Raw genomic sequence first — 21,499 nt, 5'->3', positions numbered from 1 at the left:
ATAAATAACTATTGGAGGCTATATTATGAAAAAATATATGATGGCATTAGACCAAGGAACTACAAGTTCAAGAGCGATATTATTTGATAAAGAAGGAAATTTAGTAGCATCATCACAAAAAGAATTTACTCAATTTTATCCAAAGCCAGGATGGGTAGAGCATAACCCTATGGAAATATGGGGAAGTCAAAGTGGAGTAATGAGAGAAGTTTTAGAAACTAACGGAATAAAGCCAGAGCAAGTTTGTGGGATCGGAATAACAAATCAAAGAGAAACAACTATTGTTTGGGATAAAAATACAGGTAAACCAGTATACAATGCTATTGTTTGGCAATGTAGAAGAACATCTGAAATATGTGATGAGCTAGAAGCGAAAGGATATAAAGATAAGATAAAAGAAAAAACAGGATTAATTTTAGATGCATACTTCTCAGGTACAAAGATAAAATGGATACTTGATAATGTTGAAGGTGCTAGAGAAAAAGCTGAAAATGGAGAATTATTATTTGGAACAGTTGATACATGGTTAATATGGAACTTAACAAGAGGTAAAGTACATGCAACTGACTACTCAAATGCAGCTAGAACTATGCTATATAATATAAAAGAGTTAAAATGGGATGATGAAATATTAGAATTACTAGGTATACCAAAGAGTATGTTACCAGAAGTAAAACCATCTAGTCATATATATGGACATACTGATGAGTATATGTTAGCAGGGGCTAGAATTCCTATAGCAGGATGTGCAGGAGACCAACAAGCAGCATTATTTGGACAAACTTGTTTTGAAGAAGGTTGTGCTAAAAATACTTACGGAACAGGATGTTTCATGCTTATGAATACAGGTGAAAATATAGTTGAATCTAAAAATGGATTACTAACAACTATAGCTTGGGGTGTAGATGGAAAAGTTGAATATGCACTTGAGGGAAGTATATTTATAGGTGGAGCATCTATACAATGGTTAAGAGATGAATTAAGAATCTTATACGATGCAAAACAAAGTGAATTTTATGCTCAAAGTGTAAAAGATACTAATGGGGTATATGTAGTACCAGCATTTGCAGGATTAGGAGCTCCTTACTGGGACATGTACGCTAGAGGATGTGTAATGGGACTTACTCGTGGAGCAAATAGAGCTCATTTAGTTCGTGCTACACTTGAATCTATAGCGTATCAAGTTAAAGATGTATTAAATGCTATGCAAGAAGATTCAGGACTTAGCCTTAAAAACCTTAAAGTAGATGGAGGAGCTAGTGCAAACAACTTCTTAATGCAATTCCAATCAGATATATTAGATGTAAATATAAATAGACCAAGAGTTTTAGAAACTACTGCATTAGGGGCAGCATATTTGGCAGGTCTTGCTGTAGGATTCTATGAAAATAAGGAAGATATAAAAAAATCTGTAACAGTAGAAAAAGAATTTACTCCTAACATGAGTGGAGAAAAAAGAACTGTATTATATAAGGGATGGAAAAAAGCAGTAAATAGATCTCTTTTATGGGCTAAAGAAGATGAAGAATTTGAAAAAGAATTAGCAAGCATAAAAAATTAGTGACAAATAAAAAATAGTATGATAAAATGGAAATATAAATAAGGAAAACGATTTTTAAAGAGAATATTATGGCGAAGAGATAAGAGAGCCTTTCTATACAATGTATAGGGGGGCTCTCTATTTTTTTTCAAGGAGGCAGAATTATGTATGATATAGCAATAATAGGTGCAGGTATAAGTGGTAGCTCTATAGCAAGAGAGTTATCAAAATATAATTTGAAAACTGTAGTAATAGAAAAGGGAACTGAGGTATGTCAAGGAACTACTAAATCAAATAGTGCTATAGTACATGGTGGATACGATGCTAAAGTTGGAAGCTTAAAAGCTAAATTAAATGTAGAAGGAAATAGATTATACAAAGATTTATGTGATGATTTAAATGTAGAGTTTAAACAAATAGGATCTTTAGTTTTAGCATTTAACGAAGAAGAGATGAATCATGTAAAAGGTTTATACGATAGAGGATTAGAAAATAAAGCTACTGGCTTAAAAATATTAAGTAAAGAGCAAGTAATTGAAATAGAACCAAATGTAAATAAAAATGTAGTTGGAGCATTACTTTGCGAAAGTGCAGGTATTGTTTGTCCATTTAACTTAAATATAGCACTTATGGAAAATGCTATGGAAAATGGAGTAGACTTAGAAGTTGAGTCAGAAGTTATAGATATAACAAAAGAAGATGAACACTTTAATATAAAGATTGCAAATAAAAAAGATATAAAAGCTAAATATGTTATAAATGCAGCTGGAGTTTATGCAGATAAAATAAACAACATGATAGGTGGAGATGAATACTTTATAATACCTAGAAAAGGTGAATATAAGATATTAGATAAAAGCGAAGGGAAAATAGCAAATCACGTTCTATTCCAATGTCCAAGTGAAAAAGGAAAAGGTGTATTAGTTACTCAAACAGTACATGGAAACTTATTAGTAGGACCTAATGCTACACCAGTTGAAGATAAAGAAGATATATCAACATCAAGAGAAGGCATAAAAGAAATTACAGAAAACTCAAGAAAGACTATAGAGAATATTGATTTTAGAAAAACTATAACAAGTTTTGCAGGTCTTAGAGCGACACCAAATACAGGTGATTTCATGATATTTGCTTCAGATAAATGTAAAAACTTTATAAATGTTGGAGGAATAGAGTCACCAGGTTTAGCATCAGCACCAGCAGTTGCAAAATACGTTGTAGAAATTCTTGAAAAAGAAGGATTAGAATTAAATCAAAAAATTAACTTTAAGGCAAAAAGAAAGAAAAATAAGCCATTTATGAAAATGACAGCAAAAGAAAAAGAAGAAATAATAAAAAAAGACCCAAGATATAAAAAAATAGTTTGTAGATGTGAAAGTGTAACAGAAGGAGAAATTGTAGACGCGATAAATTCACTATGTGGAGCTAGAACAGTTGATGGAGTAAAAAGAAGAGTAAGACCTGGAATGGGAAGATGTCAAGGTGGGTTCTGTGGACCTAAAGTAATAGAAATAATAGCAAGAGAACTTAATATAGATGTTGAAGATGTACTAAAAGACCATAAAAACTCTAAAACAGTAGTAGGAAAATCAAAAGAATTAAGAGGTGAGTTAGTTGAAATATAATGTTGTAGTTATCGGAGGAGGCCCTGCAGGGTTAGGAGCGGCAGTTGAAGCTAAGAGAAATGGTGCAAAAGATGTGCTTATAATAGAAAGAGACAGAGAACTAGGCGGTATACTTAATCAATGTATACACAATGGATTCGGACTACACGAATTTAAAGAAGAATTAACTGGACCTGAATATGCTCATAAATTTATAGAGATGGTAAAAGAAGAAAATATAGAATACATGCTAGATACTATGGTTTTAAATATAAGTGAAGATAAAACTATAGAAGCTTTAGGTGAAGAAGGAATTATAAATATAAAAGCAGATGCTATAGTTTTAGCTATGGGATGTAGAGAAAGAACTAGAGGAGCTATAGATATACCAGGATATAGACCAGCAGGAGTATATAATGCAGGAGCTGCACAAAGACTTGCTAATATGGAAGGATATATGGTAGGTAAAGAAATAGTTATATATGGTTCTGGAGATATAGGACTTATAATGGCAAGACGTATGACATTAGAAGGAGCAAAAGTAAAAGCTGTAGTTGAAATAAACCCACATTCAAGTGGATTAACTAGAAATATAGTGCAATGCTTAGATGACTTTGGTATACCTTTAATGTTAAGTACTGGAATAACTCATATAGATGGAAAAGAAAGAGTTAAGGGAGTTACTATTTGCAGGTTAGATGAAAATAGAAACCCAATAAAAGGTGAAGAAGAATATATAAGCTGTGACACAGTTTTATTATCAGTAGGGCTTATACCAGAAAATGAATTAAGTGCTGAAGTTGGAGTAGAACTAGATAGAAAAACTAGTGGACCTATAGTAAATAATTCTATGGCTACTAATATAGACGGAGTATTTGCTTGTGGTAATGTTGTTCATGTACATGACTTAGTAGATTTTGTTACTAAAGAAAGTAAGATAGCAGGTAAAAATGCAGCACTATATGTTTTAGATAAGTTAAATAAAGGGCAAGAAGCTAAGACTGTTGCAGGAGATGGAATTATATATGTAGTTCCTCAAAATATAGATGTAAATAGTGATGAAGATGTTAACTTATTCATGAGAGTAAGAGAAATATATAAAAATAAAAAATTAGTAGTTAGAAGTGGAGAAGAAGTTATTTTAGAGAAAAAAAGACTTCATATGATACCTTCAGAAATGGAAAATATAAAGATTAGTAAAGATCTATTTAAAAATATAAAAGAAAATATAAGTGTAAGTGTTGAGGAGGCATAATTATGAGAAATGTAACTTGTACTGTTTGTCCTATGGGATGTTCTTTAGTTGTCAGCAAAGTTGATGGAGAATATAAAGTAGAGGGAAATACATGTAAAAGAGGAGCTAAGTATGGCGTTGAGGAAGTTACTAATCCTAGAAGAGTTATAACAACTACTGTTAAATTAAGCGGATCTTACTTAAATTTACTTCCTGTTAAAACTAATGAATCTATTCCTAAAGAGCTTATGTTTGATATTATGAAAGTTTTAGATAAAGTTTGTGTAGAGGCTCCAATTAGTGTAGGGGATATTATAGTAAAAGATATTTTAGGTACAGGCGTTAATATTGTTAGTTCAAAAAGTATTGATAGCATACATTTAAATGGAGATTGTTATAAGCATGAACTAAAACATTGTATATAAAATTAAATTTGGATTTTAGTAATAATTTATAACTAGAATAAATATATATAATTATAAATATTTATTAAAATTTATAAAAAATAAAGGATTATATACTTTTTTATAGAAAATAGTAATATATGAAAAATTAAATATAACTATTTTAGGTTTTTATAAAAATTAATAGGGAAAGAGGTGTGAATCCTCTGCAGCCCCCGCTACTGTTATGCTGATGAAACTTTTAAAATACCACTGTATTTTTATACGGGAAGGAAAAGGAGTAAAGCGAAGCTAAGCCAGGAGACCTGCCTATAATAGATAAATTAATTTCTTCGGGAGGGGAGAATATAATTTTATACAGCATATATTTTAGATAAACTAAGTTTATTTATATGCTTTAATAAGATATTTAAAATCCTAATCCCAGTATTAGGATTTTTTTTGATATAAACCTAATACAAATAAATTAGCCCCTAATCTTATTAGATTAATATAAATATAAAAGTAATACCTTAGTCTAGTTTTAAGCCTTAGATATAATCTAAGGCTTTTTATCTTAATTAGAATTAGTATTTTTATCACAGCAAGCTTTTTTAAAAAAGAGAAATGCAACAACCATAATTATAGGACAAATAAAAGGTGCAATAAAAGATAGAGTTAAAGCTACATTAGGACTAGAAAAACCTATAATAGGAAGTGAAACAATTAATAATATAGGAATTATACAACATAGTGATATCGATAAAATACCTTTTAAAAAATTTTTATTCATATCAAATTACCTCCATATAATTTATATCTTAACTTTACTTTAAAGATATGAATAAAATATGAAATGAAAATAATCAAAAAAAATTTATATATTATAGATAATAAAATTTTAAATGATTTGAAATATGGATATCATTAATATGTAGGTTAATAAATTTGAATTAATATAAATAATAGATTAAAATATACATATAACATCGATAAATAGGAGGTAATAATGGATATAGATTCACTAAACCCCGCCCAAAAAGAAGCGGTACTAAAAACAGAAGGTCCAGTACTTATATTAGCAGGAGCTGGATCAGGAAAAACTAGAGTTTTAACAACTAGAATAGCTCACCTTATGCAAAATAAAGGTGTTCATCCTAGTAATATTTTAGCAATAACATTTACTAATAAAGCAGCAAATGAAATGAAGGAAAGAGTAGAAGAAACTATAGACTCGGATGTAAAAGATATGTGGATAACTACATTCCACTCATGCTGCGTTAGAATGCTTAGAAAAGATATAAATAGAATTGGATATAATAGATCTTTTGTTATATATGATAGTTCGGACCAAGTTACATTAGTTAAAGATTGCCTAAAAGAACTTAATTTAAGTGATAAGGCTTTTGAACCTAAGGTAGTTATAAGTTATATATCAGGTGCTAAGGATAAGTTATTAACACCTAAAGAATACAAAGATATGCACAGAAGTGATGCAAGAATGAGTAAAATTGCAGATGTATACACACTATATCAAGATCGATTAAAAAGAAATAGTGCACTAGACTTTGATGATTTAATAATAAAAACTGTTGAGTTATTAAAATCAGAAGAAAGTGTACTAGCTTATTATAGAAGTAAGTTTAGATATATAATGGTAGATGAGTACCAAGATACAAGTAAAGCTCAGTATGAGTTTATAAAGCTTTTAGCAAAAGAACACCAAAATATATGTGTTGTTGGAGATGATGACCAAAGTATATATGGGTGGAGAGGTGCTGATATAAGAAATATACTTGAGTTTGAAAGAGATTATGATGATGTTCATGTTGTAAAACTAGAGCAAAATTATAGATCAACACAAGTTATACTAGATGCTGCAAATACTGTTATATCTAACAATATAGAAAGAAAAAGAAAGAAACTTTGGAGTGAACAAAAAGAAGGCGAAAAGATAAAAATACAGGTTACAGCAGATGAAATGGAAGAAGCTGACTTTGTAGCAGATAATATATGGAGAATTCATAGAAAAGAAAATAAGCCATTTAAAGACTTTGCAGTATTATATAGAGCTAATGCACAAGCACGTGCTATAGAGGATGCTTTAAATAGAAGTCAGATACCATACAATATATATGGTGGTACAAAGTTCTATGAAAGAAAAGAAATAAAAGATTTAGTTGCATATTTAAGAGTACTTCAAAATGTACAAGATGATATATCTTTAAAAAGAATAATAAATGTTCCTAAAAGAGGTATTGGACTTAGAACAATAGAAAAGATAGAGGATAGAGCTAGTTTAAGACAAGAAAGTATATTCTCAGTGCTTTTAGATGTAGATACAAACTCAGACATATCTACAAAAGCTAGGTCTAATATAAATGGATTTGTAGATTTAGTTGGAACACTTAGAGTAATAAAAGATGCTTACTCTGTAAGTAAACTTATAGAAAAAGTTCTTGATGTAACTGGATATTTAGATGAACTTGAAAACGATAAAAGTGAGGAAGCTCAAGATAGAATAGATAACTTAAAAGAATTTATATCTATAGCTATAGAATTTGAAAATAGTAGTGAAGAGAAAGATTTAGAGACATTTTTAACTAATGTAGCTCTTACATCTACAGCAAGTGAAGATGAAGAAAATGATAGAGTATCTCTTATGACTATACATACATCAAAAGGACTTGAGTTTCCGGTTGTATATTTAGTAGGTATGGAAGAGGGATTATTCCCGATATCAAGAGCAGTAAGGTCTATGAATGAATCAGATATAGAAGAGGAAAGAAGACTTTGTTATGTTGGTATAACAAGAGCTAAGAAAGAACTATTTATGACTCTTACTAAAAAGAGAACTCTTTATGGAAAAACTAATCCATCTATACAATCAAGATTTATGGAAGAGCTCCCAGAAGAATGTATAGAAAAGCTTAATAAAGAAGAACATGAATTAAGTTATTCTAAAGCTAACTATAATATTTTAGATAAATACAAACAAAAATATATGAAATCTATGAATAAAGCTAGTGTAGCAAATAAAGTTAATGCTACTATAAAAGAAAGTAAACCTGAATCTAATGTTGATGATATAAAACTTGGATCTAAAGTACATCATCCTAAGTTTGGAGTTGGAACTGTAGTTGCTGCTGTAGGATCAGACTTAACAATAGCTTTTAATAACCAAGGGATAAAGAAAATAAATAAAGAATATACAACATTAGATTTATTATAAAATTAAATATTTAAGGGGGATTTAAAATGAATTCAAAAGAATTTGCAAGAAATCTAATAGGGTTTATAGACAATAGTCCTACAGCTTTTCACTCAGTTGAAACAAGCGAAGAACTATTAAAGTTAAATGGATTTAAAAAACTTGATGCTAGAGATAATTGGAATATAGAAAAAGGAGGAAAGTATTATACGACTAAAAACTCATCAGCAATAATAGCTTTTAGTGTAGATACTGACAACTTAAAAGAAGATGGATTTAGAATAATAGGGTCACATTCAGATTCTCCATCATTTAGAGTTAAACCAAATCCAGAAATGGAAGTTGAAAAAACTTATTTAAAATTGAACACAGAGTGCTATGGAGGACCAATATTAAATACTTGGCTAGATAGACCTTTAGCTATAGCAGGTAGAGTTGTTTTAAAGGGAGAAAATGCATTAAGACCTATAGAAACATTAGTTAACATTAATAAACCAATATGTATAATACCTAATTTAGCTATACATATGAATAGAAATGTTAATGAGGGAGTAGCATTAAACAAGCAAAAAGATATGTTACCATTAGTAGGGCTATTAAATGATACTTTAGAAAAAGATAATTTCTTATTAAAGACAGTAGCTAATGAATTAGGAAGAAAAATAGATGAAATAATAGATTTTGACTTATTCTTATATGAATATGAAAAGGGAATGTTAATAGGACCTAATGAAGAAATGATATCTTGTGGAAGATTAGATAATTTATCTATGGCACATGCAAGTTTACATGCTCTTATAGATGCAAAAGCATTAAATGGAGTTAATGTTGTAGCTGTATTTGATAATGAAGAAGTAGGAAGTTCAACTAAACAAGGTGCTGATTCTAATATGTTAATAAATGTATTAGAAAGAATATCTATTGCACTAGGTCAAAATAGAGAAGATTTCTTTAGAAGTTTATATTCTTCATTTATAATATCTGCGGATCTTGCACATGCAGTTCATCCTAACTGTACAGAGAAGCATGATCCAACAAGTAGACCTGTTATGGGGAAAGGTCCTGTTATAAAAATAAATGCAAATCAAGCATACACAAGTGATAGTCAATCTATAGCTGTATATAAATCTATATGTAAAGAAGCTGGAGTTAACTACCAAGAGTTTGTTAATAGATCAGATGTAAGAGGTGGAAGTACGATAGGTCCTATATCATCAACACATATAGACATACCTTCAGTTGATGTTGGAAGTCCTATACTTGCAATGCATTCTATAAGAGAACTAGGATGTGTTGAAGATCATATGGATATATACAAGACATTCAAGAAATTTTATGAACTATAAAATAAACAATTTATAAAATATCAGGGGGATGTTATAAAAGGTTATAAACTTTTAAACATCCCCCTAAAATTATTTACAATAATAAATAACAATATAATAAAAGAGGAGTTGGTTTAAATGAAATTAGGATTATGCTTAGCAGGCGGAGGAGCTAAAGGAGCATTTCAAGCAGGTGTTATATATGGATTATATGAAAAAGGATTAAAATTTGATGTTGTATCAGGCACATCTATAGGTGCTATAAATGGATATTTTATATTCACAGAAAATGTTAACAAGTTAAAGGAAATGTGGATAAATATTCAGACAATTGGTGAAAACGGTGTCCAAATAATAGATAACACTGTGGATAACTCTTTGGCTATTGACGTATTAAGAACACTAACTAACAATTCAAAATCAATGAAACCCTTATATATCAACTATGTAGAGGTTTCAGATTCAAAAATGGAAGAAAAAATAGTGGATATCTCAAAATTAAGTTATGAAGAAGGTCTAATGTGTATAAAATATAGTTCATTGCTACCTTATAGACCATCAAAAGAGCTAAAGCCATTTGAACAGTTTGGAAAGGATTTAATGGAAGGGTTATACGATGGATATAAGTTGGATGGAGGATTATTAAATAATGTACTTATAAAACCGTTAATAGATGAAAAAATGGATAAAATAATAATAATCAGTATGAAACATGATTATGAAATACCAGAAGAAATGAAGGCTATATATGATGAGGAAAATATAATTGTAATTAAAAGAAAAACTCCATTTGATAAGAATGCAACTCTAAATTTTGAAGGTGAGTTTTGTAAATCCATATTCAATGAAGGTTATGAAATAGCTAAAAATATAGACATTGCTTTGTAAATAATAGAATTATCCTAAAAATATTGAATAAAATGTCGAATATTAGTATAATAAAAAGGTTCTGATTTTGAAATAAAAAATATGGAGTTGATATAAATTATGGCAACTAAAAGAATTGCTGTACTAGGTGGACCTAGATGTGGAAAGACAACATTAATACAACATTTATATGTTGAAATGAAAATAGCAGGTTTAGATGTAGGGTATGCACTAGAATACTCAACTGATTACTTAAGAGACAAGGGAATGATTGAAACTATATCTGAACAATATGGAATATACTTAGGTCAAAAGAAAATAGAAGATGATTTATCAGGTTTTGACTATGCACTTACAGATTATGCTACATTTGTACCTTACATATATGGTAGATTTATGCTAGGTGATAGACAAAGAACTAAAAAAGAAATACAAATATTAAAAGATTTATATTGCTTAGCTATAGAAGATATGCAAAACTACGACATGATAATTTATGTTCCTAGAGAATTTGGATATGTTAAAGATGGAGTAAGATGGCAAGATGAAAGTATAGCTATTCAAATTGATGAAGCTATATTAAGTTTCTTAAAAGCTGAAAATATAAATTATATTGAAGTTTCAGGATCTACAAAAGATAGAGCTAAACAAATATTAGAGTTATTAGATATAGATTATAAAGAAACTGCATTATTAGATGCACAAGATGAAAAATAAGCTACTGAAATTAAGTAGCTTATTTTTGTGATTTTTTTATATTATTAGTATATAATATAAAATGAAATATAAAGTTAATAAGAAAGGAAGTACATACGATGGAAAATAAAAATCCTATAGTAACTATAGAAATGGAAAATGGGAAACAAATAAAAGTTGAGTTATATCCACATATAGCTCCAAACACTGTTAAAAACTTTGTATCTTTAGTAGAATCAGGATACTATGATGGAGTAACATTCCATAGAGTTATACCTGGATTTATGATACAAGGTGGATGCCCTAATGGAAATGGAATGGGTGGACCAGGATACTCTATAAAAGGAGAATTCACTCAAAATGGACACACTAATAATTTAAAGCATGAAAGAGGAGTAATATCAATGGCAAGAACTATGGCTCCAAACTCTGCTGGATCACAATTCTTCTTAATGCATGCTAATTCTCCACACTTAGATGGACAATATGCATCATTTGGAAGAATAATAGAGGGAATCGAAGTTGTAGATGAAATAGCTTCAGTTAAAACTGATAGAATGGATAAGCCTCAAACTCCACAAGTAATGAAAAAAGTTACTGTTGAAACATTTGGAAAAGATTACTCTGACGTAGAAAAGATGTAATTTTTTACGCTAAAGAAATTATGCTTAACAAATATCTGTGAATAACTTATAAAGCATAGTCATACCAATGTTTTGGTAAAAGTAAAAAAGGACATTTTGAGCAACGGACGAAGTCGTTGGCGACATGAAGTGGTTCGCACACGCAGTGGCTCAAGCGAAGCGAATTTTTTACAAAACCTCAAAAGCATAACATAAAAAAGAGATTCTTAAAATTTAAGAATCTCTTTTTGTGTTTTCAGTGTTTTATTTAATTATATATTTTTTTTAACTGATTCAGTTAAGTTTGGAACTAATTGTTTCTTTCTTGAAACAGCACCTTCAACGAATACTCCTTGAGCTGCTTCCACATTAAATGCATCAGATATTATTTTATCTTCAGCTTTGTATATTAAATAAGAACCTTCTTTTATTATATCAGTAACTGCTAATAATAACATATCAAAGTCAGTACCGTTTATATAACTTAAAAATTCATCTTGCTTATTAAGAACAGCATCTATATCTAAAGTGAATACTTGCCCTATTCCTACTTTTTTACCTTCCATATCGAATGGTTTGAAGTCCATATTTACTATTTCTTCAACAGTAAATCCATCTAAAGATGTACCAGCTTTGAACATATCCATAGCGTATTTTTCAACATCTAATTTTACTATACTATTTAACTCTTCAACTGCTTTTTTATCCATTTCAGTAGTTGTTGGAGATTTAAATAATAATGTATCAGATAATATAGCAGACATTAAAAGACCTGCTATCTCATAAGGTATTTCAACATTATTTTCTTTAAACATTTGAGTTACTATTGTACAAGTACATCCAACGGGCATTAATCTCATTGATAAAGGAGTATCTGTTTTCATACCACCTAATTTATGATGGTCAACTACTTCTACTAATTCTGCATCTTCTAAACCATCTATACTTTGTCCGTATTCATTGTGGTCAACTAATACAACTTTAGCTTTACCTTCTAGTAATAAGTTAGTATCTTCATTGCATATATTTGATATAGAAGTTATTACAGTTGGAGCATCAACTTTAAAATAATCTAAAGCGAATTGAGCTTCTTTTCTAACTTCTCCTAAAGCATAAGCTTTAGCAGTTTGTCCTAATTGATTTTTTAAGTATGTTAATGATATTGCTGAACAGATTGAGTCTGTATCAGGATTTTTATGACCGAAAACTAATAAAGTCATTATAAAATCTCCTTTCATATTTGAAAAAATTTATGTATTAATTTGTTTAAACTACAAATTGTTAACCTTTTAATCGTAACTTATATTATATCAAAAGGAGGCTAAATTTTGTTACAAAAATATAAAAAAAATAATAAGAATAAGATCATAGTATTATTTATAATGTTTGGAATTATATCTGGAATAATTATATCCTCAGGAATGATTTTTTCCGAAAAGCCACCAAAAGATACATCTAAAGTATTAAATACAATAGAAGAAGTAGTAGAAATTTCAACATCTAAATATAATTACAGTAATATAACAACGATAACTAAAGATAAAAGCTTTAAAAATATAAAGATCCCTTTTACAGAAAAATCATTCATTATAAAATACAATGGAATAATAAAGGGTGGAGTTAATGCAAAAGATATTAGCATATCAAATAATACTAGAAATTCTATAACAGTAGATATATCAAAATGTAGCATTATAGATCATTATATAGATGAGAATAATATTTATGTTTATGATATAAAAAATGCATTATTTAATAAGGTTCAAGTAAATGAAGTAATTGAAGAATTAGCTAATAGTAAGAAAGAGTATGAAGAAAAGGTTATAAAAGAAGGTTTTATGAAAGAAATACAGGAAGGGATAAAAGTTAGTTTGGAGAAAAGTTTAAAAGATTTAGGATATGAAAACGTTTTGATAAATTTTAGTCAATGATTAAGTTTATGATAATAATTATATTTTTAAAAAAATATAATTATTATCATTTTTTTGTATGAAAATATAGGAATTTTTATTTAAAATTAGGATATTAAATACGATATAAAAAAATATTTAAAAATAGATAAAAAAATAACAAAATATATTGACAAAAAAATAACGTAGGTATATTATATAAACAGAAAGATTGTTAAATAACTAACATTGATATAAATAAATCATATCTTGGGAGGATTTTAAAATGACTAAAGAAGCTAAAAAAGTATTAAATATGGATGCAAAGAAAGACTTAACAGCAAGTGAAAAAGTAGATGTGCTAGTTAAGAAAGCTAATAAGGCAAAAGAAGAAATGCTTAAACTGGACCAAGAAGCTGTAGATAAGATTGTTAAAGAAATGGCAAAAAAGGGGCTTGATAAGCATATAGAATTGGCTCAAATGGCTATTGATGAAACTCAAAGAGGAGTTTTTGAAGATAAGGTAACTAAAAATATATTCGCAACAGAATATGTTTATAATAGTATAAAATATAACAAAACAGTTGGAGTTATAGAAGAAAATGAAGAAGAAAATTATAAATTGATAGCAGAACCTATAGGTGTTATAGCAGGGGTTACACCGGTTACAAATCCAACTTCAACAACAATGTTTAAATCTATAATAGCAATGAAAAGTAGAAATCCAATAATATTTAGCTTCCATCCATCAGCTCAAAAGTGTTCAGCAGAAGCTGCAAAAATAGTAAGAGATGCTGCTATAGAAGCAGGAGCACCAGAAAACTGCATTCAATGGATAGAAGAACCTTCTATAGAAGCTTCAAATGCACTTATGAAAAATGATGGAGTATCATTAATACTAGCAACAGGGGGACCAGGTATGGTTAAAGCTGCATACTCTTCTGGGAAACCAGCATTAGGAGTTGGAGCAGGAAACGTACCTTGTTATATAGAAAAAACTGCTGATGTAAAACAAGCAGTAAATGATTTAATATTATCAAAGACATTTGACAATGGAATGATATGTGCTTCAGAGCAAGCAGTTATAATAGATGAAGAAATATATGATGAAGTAGTAAGCTTAATGAAAGCGTATGATTGCTACTTTGTAAATAAAGAAGAAAAGAAATTATTAGAAGGACTAGTTATAAATAAGGAAACTTGCACTATAAATGCAGAAATAGTTGGGCAAAGCGCTTATAAAATAGCTCAAATGGCAGGAATAAAAAATGCACCTAAAAATGCAAAAATATTAATCGCAGAACTTGAAGGGGTAGGGTATGATTACCCATTATCTAAAGAAAAATTAAGCCCGGTATTAGCTTGTTATAAAGTTAAAGACTATAAGGGTGGAATACAAAAATGTGTAGAAATGACTGAGTTTGGAGGGTTAGGACATTCAGCTGTTATACACTCAAACAATGATGATGTAATATTAGAATTTGGTAAAAAGGTTAGAACAGGTAGATTACTAGTAAATGCACCTTCTACTCATGGAGCAATAGGTGATATATATAATGTAAATATGCCATCATTAACGTTAGGATGTGGATCTATGGGTAATAACTCAACAACAGACAATGTATCAGCGGTAAACTTAATAAATGTTAAAAAAGTTACTATGAGAAGAAATAACATGCAATGGTTTAGAATTCCAGAAAGAGTTTACCATGAATTTGGATCAGTTAGTTATTTAGAAAAAATAGCAGATACAAATAGAGTTATGATAGTTACAGACAGAATGATGGTACAACTAGGATATGTTGATAAATTAACTTACCATTTAAGAAAGAGAAGAAATCCTGTTATGATAGAGGTTTTTGCAGATGTAGAACCAGATCCATCAGTAGATACAGTATTAAATGGTGCAGAAAAAATGAGACAATTTAAGCCAGATACTATAATAGCGCTAGGTGGAGGGTCTTCAATGGATGCTGCTAAAGGAATGTGGTTATTCTATGAAAATCCTGAAATAGACTTTGATGATTTAAGATTAAGATTTATGGATGTTAGAAAAAGAGTATTTAAATTCCCTAAATTAGGAAGACAAGCTAAATTAGTAGCTATACCTACAACTTCAGGAACTGGTTCAGAGGTAACATCTTTCGCAGTTGTTACAGATAAGGTTAATAATATAAAATATCCTTTAGCTGACTATGAGTTAACACCTGATGTGGCTATAATAGATCCAAATTTTGTAATGACTGTTCCAAAAGCAGTTACAGCAGATACAGGAGTAGATGTATTAACTCATGCAGTAGAGGCATACGTATCAGTTATGGCTACGGATTATACAGATGCATTGGCTATAAAAGCTATACAAATGGTATTTGATTATCTTCCAAGAGCTTATAAAGATGGTAGCGATAAAGAAGCTAGAGAAAAAATGCATAATGCATCATGTATGGCAGGTATGGCATTTGCAAATGCATTCTTAGGAATAAATCACTCATTAGCTCATAAGTTAGGTGGAGAGTTCCATATACCTCATGGTAGATCAAATGCAATATTATTACCTCATGTAATAAAATATAACGCAACTAAGCCAACAAAGTTTGCTGCATTCCCTAAATATAAAGAGTTTATTGCAGATAAGAAATATGCAGAGATAGCTAAATATTTAGGACTTAAATCTACAACTACTGAAGAAGGTGTTAAGAGCTTAATAGATGCAGTAAACAATTTATTAGTTGAGCTAAATATACCAAAAACAATTGCTGAGTGTGGAGTTAGTGAAAAAGAATTCATGGCATCAGTTGATAAATTAGCATTAGATGCATTTGATGATCAATGTACACCAGCTAATCCTAGATACCCATTAGTATCTGAATTAAAAGAAATATATATAACAGCTTTTGGTAAAATAGATAAGAAATAAAAATAATTAGAATTTTCAGAAAAATAAATTGACTACTATAAAATTATATACTATACTTTGATTAAAGATATAAAAATAAAGGGGCCTATTAAGGCCCCCTTATTATTTAAAGGACAAGTTTTAAATAGATAATTTATCTTTACCAAATATAACTTTTTCATTTTGATTTTTAATATTAATACAAGAATCAGTACAATCGATTTCGAAGTTTGCAAATGCAGAAAACAAATCTATATCTCTCATAAAATGAACAGTTAAAATATTATTTAATTTGTTTAATCTAAGTATCATAGATCGAACAAATGGAAATTGAAGTCTAGAAGCAAATAAATTGTCTTTATCACAATTTACATCAACACTTCTATAATTAATATCTATAAATAAATCAATATCATTTTCATCTTCTCTAATAATTCTATAGTCAAAATCTGTATCTAAGTTTAAGTTTCCTATCTTTAGCATAAGCAACAACTCCTTAATAAATTAGTTAATAAAATATTATACCCTAAATAATGTAGATAGAAAACAATTTAAATTTATTTATAAATAAAAAAAGAGCTTTCATCGGGGGAACGAAAGCTCATAATTGGGGGAGATTGAGTTAAATATTGTTTATATATTAGTATTATTAACTCTATTAAATTTTTTATACACAAAAAGTAAAAAAATTAAAAATCTTCTCCAATTAATAATTATGAGGAATATAAAGTTTATCTTTTATTTACAAACTTAGGACCTAAGTATTTTCTTATATCTTCCTCAGGAGAAAAATCATCTATTAATATTTCTCTGTCGCTATCTTCTAGAATAACTAAAACCTCGCAATTTCCTTGTAAGAAAAACTTTCTAACAGTTTCCTCTCTTACTTCTCTAATTTTAGTTACGTTCTTTTTCTTTTTTTCGTAGTCTTTTGTATAGTAACTTTCCATCATATTTATAACTTTAGTATATCTATTCATATAAAAGCCCTCCTATAAGTTTCAAAAAAATGTGTTATAATAATTGTTTGTATTAACCTAATAATTATAACAAGGAGTAATAATAATGGCTACCCTAAAAAAGATTGATATAGAGAAAAGTATAGAGTTTACACAAGAAAATAGTTTAATTAATGAATTAAATCAAATATACAGTACTGTACCAAGTGGAAATTGTACAGGGTGCGGAAGTTGTTGTATGGAATCTGTAGGAATAAATTTAGTTGAGTTTATAAATATATATAGGTATTTGCAAAACAAAGAAGAATTGAGAAAGAGATGTTTAGATAAAGTTATAGATTATTATATGCTAGAGTATGTTAAGAAAAATTCATGCCCATTTAAAGATGATGACAATAGATGTTTAATATATGAAGTTAGACCTCTTAATTGTAGAATATATGGGCATTGGACAAAAAATGATTATAATAGCAATTTAAAAAATATAAACAAAAGAAATAAAGAATATGCTAATTTGATAAAAAATGAATATGGAATAGAAGTTAATGAAGAAGTGGTAAATTATAAAATAAATTATTGTGAAGATTTTAAGCCTCATGAAAGATATCTAGAGAAGGAAGAAAGACTAAGCTTTGCAGATTCATTAATGATATTAGATTCTAAAATATATGCAAGTGGAGTAATTGATATAGAATTTAAAGATAGAGGGATTGTTGAATACTTTATAGAATCGCTACTGCATGAAAAAGTAGCATATGATATAAAAGTAAAGGTATCTAAAGATGAAAATATTAGAAATACAGCATTAAAGAGATTGAAAAAAATATTATTATAAGGTGATTCTAATGAGACTATTAAATGTATATGGAAACTCTTTTTATATAAGAGGCGGAACTAACACAGGATTATATTTATTTAATGACAAAAGTGCTTTAATAATAGATCCAGGATTACCGGGAGTTAGACCTAGAAATATAATAAGAGACTTAGAAAAAGAAGGCATAGAAGTAAAGTGGATAATAAATACTCACGAACATAATGATCACTATGGTGCAGGATATCAATTTAAGGAAAGATATACAGAGGCAATTAATATGTCGAGTGAGTATAGTAAAATTTATATAGATAATCCTATTTTATTTGCAAGCTATATTATGGGTGGTAATACTAATAATATATTAGAAAATATATTGATAAATAGAAATATGAAGCCTGTGAAAATAGATAAAGTAGTAAATCCTGGAATTTTAAATATAAACGATAAGAATATAGAAATAATAGAATTAAAGGGGCATACGATAGGATCAATAGGAGTTCTAACTGAAGACAAAGTTTTTTTTGTAGGCGATGCATTGATAGGAGACGAGCTTTTAAATAAATTTGATTTACTATTTTTATTTGATATAGAGGAATATTTAAATACTTTAGATTTAATAAAAAATATTGATTTTAATTATGTAGTACTAGGACATGGAAGAAATATTCTAAATAAAAAAGAAACTTTAGATTTAATAAAAAAACACAAATTATGTGTAAATAAATATATAAATCAAGTGAGAAATATAACTAATAATCCTAAAACTTTAGAAGTAATACTGAAAACAATACTAACTGACAACAAATTAAGTTATAACTATAAAGAATATCATTTTTTTAAGTCAACAGTAGTTGGTATTATAAGTTACTTAATAAAATTAGGTGAAATAGAATGCGAACTATTTGAAGGGGATATTCTTTATTGTACAAAAACATTATAAATTATGTTAAAATATAGGAGTTGGCAAATACTAAAATAAAGGGTGAGAAATAATGGAATACGAAAAGTGGGATAAGATACTTGTTCCTTATGAACACGCTGTAGAAGAGCTAAAAGTAAAACTTAAAAACATAAGAAAAGAGTTTTTGAAAAGAGGAGAGTACTCTCCAATTGAATTTGTAACTGGAAGAACAAAGAAAATCTCATCTATAATATCTAAAGCAAAAAGATTAGATATTTCAGATCTGGACGATATGGAAGATATAGCTGGAATAAGAATAATGTGCCAGTTTGTTGAGGATATATATACTATAGTAGAACTTATTAAATCGAGAAATGATATGGAAATAGTTTATGAGAAAGACTATATAGCAAATTTTAAAGATAGTGGATATAGAAGTTATCATGTAATAATAAGGTATCCTATAAATACGGCACAAGGATATAAAGAAGTATTATGTGAAATACAAATTAGAACATTAGCGATGAATTTTTGGGCTACTATAGAACATTCACTTAAATATAAATATGAACATTACATACCAGAAGATTTAGCTATGAGATTAAGAAGAGCAGCTGATGCGGCATTTTTACTAGATCAAGAAATGAGTGAAATAAGAGAACATATAATGAAAGCTCAAGTTATGTATCAAGTAAAATCTATAACAGTTAGAGATGTACTAGGAAAGATACAAGAGTTGTATGATTTAGGTGAAACTCACAAAGCTATATTATATCAAAGAAGATTAGATAAAATAGACAATGAAAGAGATATAACTGAAATAATAGCTCTAAAAAAAGAGATAGATACTTTGTTAGAAGGGTATAATAAAAAAAGAAGAGAGTAATAATCTCACTTCTTTTTTTATTTTTAAATAGATAAGACAGAAAGGATATTAATATGAGTTTATATGCAATAGGAGATTTACATTTTTCAACTGCAGTTAATAAACCTATGAATATATTTGGAGATAACTGGGAAAATCATCAAGAAAGAATAATAAGTAATTGGAAAAGCACAGTTAATATAGATGATACAGTTTTAATAGTTGGAGACACATCTTGGGGTATTAATATGAAGGAAGCTGAAGCAGACTTAAATATTATTCATGAATTACCAGGAAAAAAGATATATGTGAAGGGAAACCATGATTATTGGTGGACTACAGTAACTAAACTTAATAAACTTTATGATGATATGAGCTTTTTACAAAATAATTTTTACTCTTACAAAGATTATGCTATATGTGGAACAAGAGGATGGATATGTCCTAATGAAGTTAAGTTCACTGAAGAAGATGAAAAAATTTATAAAAGAGAAGCTCATAGATTAAAACTTTCATTAGAGGCAGCTAGAAAAGCAGGATTAAAAAAAACAATAGTAATTACACATTACCCTCCCACTAATGATAAATTGGAACCATCAATATTTACAGATATATATGAACAATATAATGTTGAAAAAGTTATATATGGACATCTTCATGGAAAGGAATCTTTCAAAATGGGATTAGAAGGAATTCATGAAGGAGTAGAGTATAAATTAGTATCATGTGACTATGTAGATTTTAATTTAATAAAAATTATGGATTAATTAATAGAATATGGTAAATACTATAGGATATATTTAGCCTAATATACTAAATTTAGGTAAAGGAGTTGTTAATGTGAGATGGACATTAGTAATTTTAATTTTATATATACTACCTATAGTAATTCTATTTAAAAATAAGAAGGATTTTAAGAGAGCTAGTATATATGGAAGTATGTATATGGTAGTTGCCAGTGTTATAGTAATTAGTAACATATATATAAGTACATTAAATAAAATGGAGCATATTTTAGATAACAGGAAATTCGCGATTGATGAAAAGCATGAAGAATTATCAAAGCGTGAAGATGAAAAAATACATGAACAAAAAGAAATTTATATATCAAAAGAAACTATAAATATAGAGGCTAAAGAAGATTTAAATAAAGAAATACAGGAAAATAAAAAAAGTGATGAAGAAATTATAAAAGAGTTTAAAACGGATATATATGATATAGAAAGAAAAGCATTGATTCCAATGAGAGAATGTATGCCTGATATGAAAAAATTAGATTTAAGTTTAAAATCAATAAAAACTGCGAAAGATCATGTTTCTTATACTAAAGATATGTGTAATGAAGTTGTTAGTATATATGAAAACATGGAAGTTCCAAATCTTTCAAATAAAGAAGATACTGAAAAGCTGAAAACTTCAAAAATATGTGTACAAAAAGCATATATACTTAGAGGAAAAGCTATGGAATGTGCAGAAGACTTGATAGACAGTAAAAATCTTAAATATATAAGTGAAATAAAAGAATACTTACGATTATCAGATATAGAAATAGAAAAGTTTTTGGACATTATAAAAGAAATATAGATAAAATGTTTATCGTGAAACAAAAAAAGCTTGTATATATACAAGCTTTTTTGCATATATACATATAGTATACAGTAGTATTTTGATTTATATAATTGAATATGT

20 protein-coding genes and 1 riboswitch are annotated in these 21,499 nt (G+C 28.4%); of the genes, 16 read left to right on the top strand and 4 right to left on the bottom strand.

Annotated elements, in window-relative coordinates; genetic code table 11:
* Positions 1-25: 25 nt before the first annotated feature.
* The 4 genes from glpK to ACEXNK_RS14315 all read left to right on the top strand — a co-directional run bounded on the left by glpK (position 26) and on the right by ACEXNK_RS14315 (position 4,803).
* A complete protein-coding gene (glpK, locus tag ACEXNK_RS14330) occupies positions 26-1,561 on the top strand; it encodes a glycerol kinase GlpK (RefSeq protein ID WP_373599524.1) in 1,536 nt (511 codons plus the stop codon).
* A 143-nt stretch (positions 1,562-1,704) separates the two neighbouring features.
* Positions 1,705-3,165, top strand: coding sequence for an NAD(P)/FAD-dependent oxidoreductase (locus ACEXNK_RS14325; protein ID WP_373599525.1), 1,461 nt, complete (start codon positions 1,705-1,707; stop codon positions 3,163-3,165).
* Entirely contained in the window at positions 3,155-4,399 is a 1,245-nt protein-coding gene (locus ACEXNK_RS14320; protein ID WP_373599526.1) for an NAD(P)/FAD-dependent oxidoreductase, read from the top strand. Before ACEXNK_RS14325 ends, ACEXNK_RS14320 begins: the two co-directional genes overlap by 11 nt.
* 2 nt (positions 4,400-4,401) lie before the next feature.
* Positions 4,402-4,803 (top strand): DUF1667 domain-containing protein, encoded by a 402-nt coding sequence (locus ACEXNK_RS14315; protein ID WP_373599527.1) that lies wholly within the window; start codon positions 4,402-4,404, stop codon positions 4,801-4,803.
* Positions 4,804-4,930: 127 nt separating this feature from the next.
* A riboswitch (cobalamin riboswitch) is annotated at positions 4,931-5,109 on the top strand.
* A gap of 229 nt (positions 5,110-5,338) precedes the next feature.
* On the opposite strand, the gene ACEXNK_RS14310 is transcribed toward ACEXNK_RS14315, so the two are convergent.
* Positions 5,339-5,554 carry a hypothetical protein gene (locus ACEXNK_RS14310; RefSeq protein ID WP_373599528.1) on the bottom strand — a complete coding sequence of 72 codons (216 nt, stop codon included), beginning with the start codon at positions 5,552-5,554 and terminating at the stop codon, positions 5,339-5,341.
* Positions 5,555-5,770: 216 nt separating this feature from the next.
* On the opposite strand from ACEXNK_RS14310, the gene ACEXNK_RS14305 reads away from it, so the two are divergent.
* The 5 genes from ACEXNK_RS14305 to ACEXNK_RS14285 all read left to right on the top strand — a co-directional run bounded on the left by ACEXNK_RS14305 (position 5,771) and on the right by ACEXNK_RS14285 (position 11,504).
* Complete coding sequence (locus ACEXNK_RS14305) at positions 5,771-7,993, top strand: DUF3553 domain-containing protein (RefSeq protein ID WP_373599529.1); 2,223 nt, start codon at positions 5,771-5,773, stop codon at positions 7,991-7,993.
* A 26-nt stretch (positions 7,994-8,019) separates the two neighbouring features.
* Positions 8,020-9,318, top strand: coding sequence for a M18 family aminopeptidase (locus tag ACEXNK_RS14300; protein WP_373599530.1), 1,299 nt, complete (start codon positions 8,020-8,022; stop codon positions 9,316-9,318).
* A 117-nt stretch (positions 9,319-9,435) separates the two neighbouring features.
* A complete protein-coding gene (locus tag ACEXNK_RS14295) occupies positions 9,436-10,185 on the top strand; it encodes a patatin-like phospholipase family protein (RefSeq protein ID WP_373599531.1) in 750 nt (249 codons plus the stop codon).
* Positions 10,186-10,284: 99 nt separating this feature from the next.
* Positions 10,285-10,881 (top strand): AAA family ATPase, encoded by a 597-nt coding sequence (locus tag ACEXNK_RS14290; RefSeq protein WP_373599532.1) that lies wholly within the window; start codon positions 10,285-10,287, stop codon positions 10,879-10,881.
* Positions 10,882-10,979: 98 nt separating this feature from the next.
* Positions 10,980-11,504 carry a peptidylprolyl isomerase gene (locus tag ACEXNK_RS14285; RefSeq protein WP_373599533.1) on the top strand — a complete coding sequence of 175 codons (525 nt, stop codon included), beginning with the start codon at positions 10,980-10,982 and terminating at the stop codon, positions 11,502-11,504.
* Between the two features lie 251 nt (positions 11,505-11,755).
* Here ACEXNK_RS14285 and ACEXNK_RS14280 read toward each other — a convergent pair whose 3' ends face one another.
* A complete protein-coding gene (locus ACEXNK_RS14280) occupies positions 11,756-12,703 on the bottom strand; it encodes a manganese-dependent inorganic pyrophosphatase (protein WP_373599534.1) in 948 nt (315 codons plus the stop codon).
* A gap of 108 nt (positions 12,704-12,811) precedes the next feature.
* Between ACEXNK_RS14280 and ACEXNK_RS14275 the strand changes: the two genes are divergently transcribed.
* Both ACEXNK_RS14275 and adhE read left to right on the top strand, forming a co-directional pair.
* Positions 12,812-13,414 (top strand): DUF4230 domain-containing protein, encoded by a 603-nt coding sequence (locus ACEXNK_RS14275; RefSeq protein ID WP_373599535.1) that lies wholly within the window; start codon positions 12,812-12,814, stop codon positions 13,412-13,414.
* 244 nt (positions 13,415-13,658) lie between these two features.
* Positions 13,659-16,289, top strand: a complete 2,631-nt coding sequence (gene adhE, locus ACEXNK_RS14270; RefSeq protein WP_373599536.1) for a bifunctional acetaldehyde-CoA/alcohol dehydrogenase — start codon at positions 13,659-13,661, stop codon at positions 16,287-16,289.
* Between the two features lie 120 nt (positions 16,290-16,409).
* On the opposite strand, the gene ACEXNK_RS14265 is transcribed toward adhE, so the two are convergent.
* Together ACEXNK_RS14265 and ACEXNK_RS14260 are read right to left on the bottom strand one after the other, a co-directional pair.
* Positions 16,410-16,751 carry a hypothetical protein gene (locus ACEXNK_RS14265; protein WP_373599537.1) on the bottom strand — a complete coding sequence of 114 codons (342 nt, stop codon included), beginning with the start codon at positions 16,749-16,751 and terminating at the stop codon, positions 16,410-16,412.
* A 248-nt stretch (positions 16,752-16,999) separates the two neighbouring features.
* Entirely contained in the window at positions 17,000-17,248 is a 249-nt protein-coding gene (locus ACEXNK_RS14260; protein WP_373599538.1) for a hypothetical protein, read from the bottom strand.
* Between the two features lie 85 nt (positions 17,249-17,333).
* Here ACEXNK_RS14260 and ACEXNK_RS14255 point away from each other — a divergent pair, with 85 nt between their 5' ends.
* The 5 genes from ACEXNK_RS14255 (at position 17,334) to ACEXNK_RS14235 (ending at position 21,394) form a co-directional block, all read left to right on the top strand.
* Entirely contained in the window at positions 17,334-18,062 is a 729-nt protein-coding gene (locus tag ACEXNK_RS14255; protein ID WP_373599539.1) for a YkgJ family cysteine cluster protein, read from the top strand.
* A 10-nt stretch (positions 18,063-18,072) separates the two neighbouring features.
* Positions 18,073-18,984, top strand: coding sequence for an MBL fold metallo-hydrolase (locus tag ACEXNK_RS14250; protein ID WP_373599540.1), 912 nt, complete (start codon positions 18,073-18,075; stop codon positions 18,982-18,984).
* Between the two features lie 52 nt (positions 18,985-19,036).
* Positions 19,037-19,831: a GTP pyrophosphokinase gene (locus ACEXNK_RS14245; RefSeq protein WP_373599541.1), complete on the top strand. Its 795-nt coding sequence runs from the start codon at positions 19,037-19,039 to the stop codon at positions 19,829-19,831.
* A 53-nt stretch (positions 19,832-19,884) separates the two neighbouring features.
* Positions 19,885-20,577, top strand: a complete 693-nt coding sequence (locus tag ACEXNK_RS14240) for a metallophosphoesterase (RefSeq protein WP_373599542.1) — start codon at positions 19,885-19,887, stop codon at positions 20,575-20,577.
* 73 nt (positions 20,578-20,650) lie between these two features.
* Positions 20,651-21,394, top strand: a complete 744-nt coding sequence (locus ACEXNK_RS14235) for a hypothetical protein (protein ID WP_373599543.1) — start codon at positions 20,651-20,653, stop codon at positions 21,392-21,394.
* Positions 21,395-21,499 lie beyond the last annotated feature (105 nt).

Origin of the sequence: Paraclostridium bifermentans (genome assembly GCF_964259345.1) — a bacterium.
Lineage (GTDB): Bacteria > Bacillota > Clostridia > Peptostreptococcales > Peptostreptococcaceae > Paraclostridium > Paraclostridium bifermentans_B.
This window is presented reverse-complemented; position numbering and strand designations above follow the sequence as displayed.

What these genes read in the sequence shown, in the direction of transcription:
- ACEXNK_RS14240 (WP_373599542.1), top strand. Translation starts at nt 19,885, where the DNA reads ATGAGTTTATATGCAATAGGAGATTTACATTTTTCAACTGCAGTTAAT.
- adhE (WP_373599536.1), top strand. Translation starts at nt 13,659, where the DNA reads ATGACTAAAGAAGCTAAAAAAGTATTAAATATGGATGCAAAGAAAGAC.
- ACEXNK_RS14325 (WP_373599525.1), top strand. Translation starts at nt 1,705, where the DNA reads ATGTATGATATAGCAATAATAGGTGCAGGTATAAGTGGTAGCTCTATA.
- ACEXNK_RS14265 (WP_373599537.1), bottom strand. Translation starts at nt 16,751, where the DNA reads ATGCTAAAGATAGGAAACTTAAACTTAGATACAGATTTTGACTATAGA.
- ACEXNK_RS14260 (WP_373599538.1), bottom strand. Translation starts at nt 17,248, where the DNA reads ATGAATAGATATACTAAAGTTATAAATATGATGGAAAGTTACTATACA.
- ACEXNK_RS14290 (WP_373599532.1), top strand. Translation starts at nt 10,285, where the DNA reads ATGGCAACTAAAAGAATTGCTGTACTAGGTGGACCTAGATGTGGAAAG.
- ACEXNK_RS14315 (WP_373599527.1), top strand. Translation starts at nt 4,402, where the DNA reads ATGAGAAATGTAACTTGTACTGTTTGTCCTATGGGATGTTCTTTAGTT.
- ACEXNK_RS14295 (WP_373599531.1), top strand. Translation starts at nt 9,436, where the DNA reads ATGAAATTAGGATTATGCTTAGCAGGCGGAGGAGCTAAAGGAGCATTT.
- ACEXNK_RS14250 (WP_373599540.1), top strand. Translation starts at nt 18,073, where the DNA reads ATGAGACTATTAAATGTATATGGAAACTCTTTTTATATAAGAGGCGGA.
- ACEXNK_RS14285 (WP_373599533.1), top strand. Translation starts at nt 10,980, where the DNA reads ATGGAAAATAAAAATCCTATAGTAACTATAGAAATGGAAAATGGGAAA.
- ACEXNK_RS14280 (WP_373599534.1), bottom strand. Translation starts at nt 12,703, where the DNA reads ATGACTTTATTAGTTTTCGGTCATAAAAATCCTGATACAGACTCAATC.
- ACEXNK_RS14305 (WP_373599529.1), top strand. Translation starts at nt 5,771, where the DNA reads ATGGATATAGATTCACTAAACCCCGCCCAAAAAGAAGCGGTACTAAAA.
- ACEXNK_RS14245 (WP_373599541.1), top strand. Translation starts at nt 19,037, where the DNA reads ATGGAATACGAAAAGTGGGATAAGATACTTGTTCCTTATGAACACGCT.
- ACEXNK_RS14300 (WP_373599530.1), top strand. Translation starts at nt 8,020, where the DNA reads ATGAATTCAAAAGAATTTGCAAGAAATCTAATAGGGTTTATAGACAAT.
- glpK (WP_373599524.1), top strand. Translation starts at nt 26, where the DNA reads ATGAAAAAATATATGATGGCATTAGACCAAGGAACTACAAGTTCAAGA.
- ACEXNK_RS14310 (WP_373599528.1), bottom strand. Translation starts at nt 5,554, where the DNA reads ATGAATAAAAATTTTTTAAAAGGTATTTTATCGATATCACTATGTTGT.
- ACEXNK_RS14255 (WP_373599539.1), top strand. Translation starts at nt 17,334, where the DNA reads ATGGCTACCCTAAAAAAGATTGATATAGAGAAAAGTATAGAGTTTACA.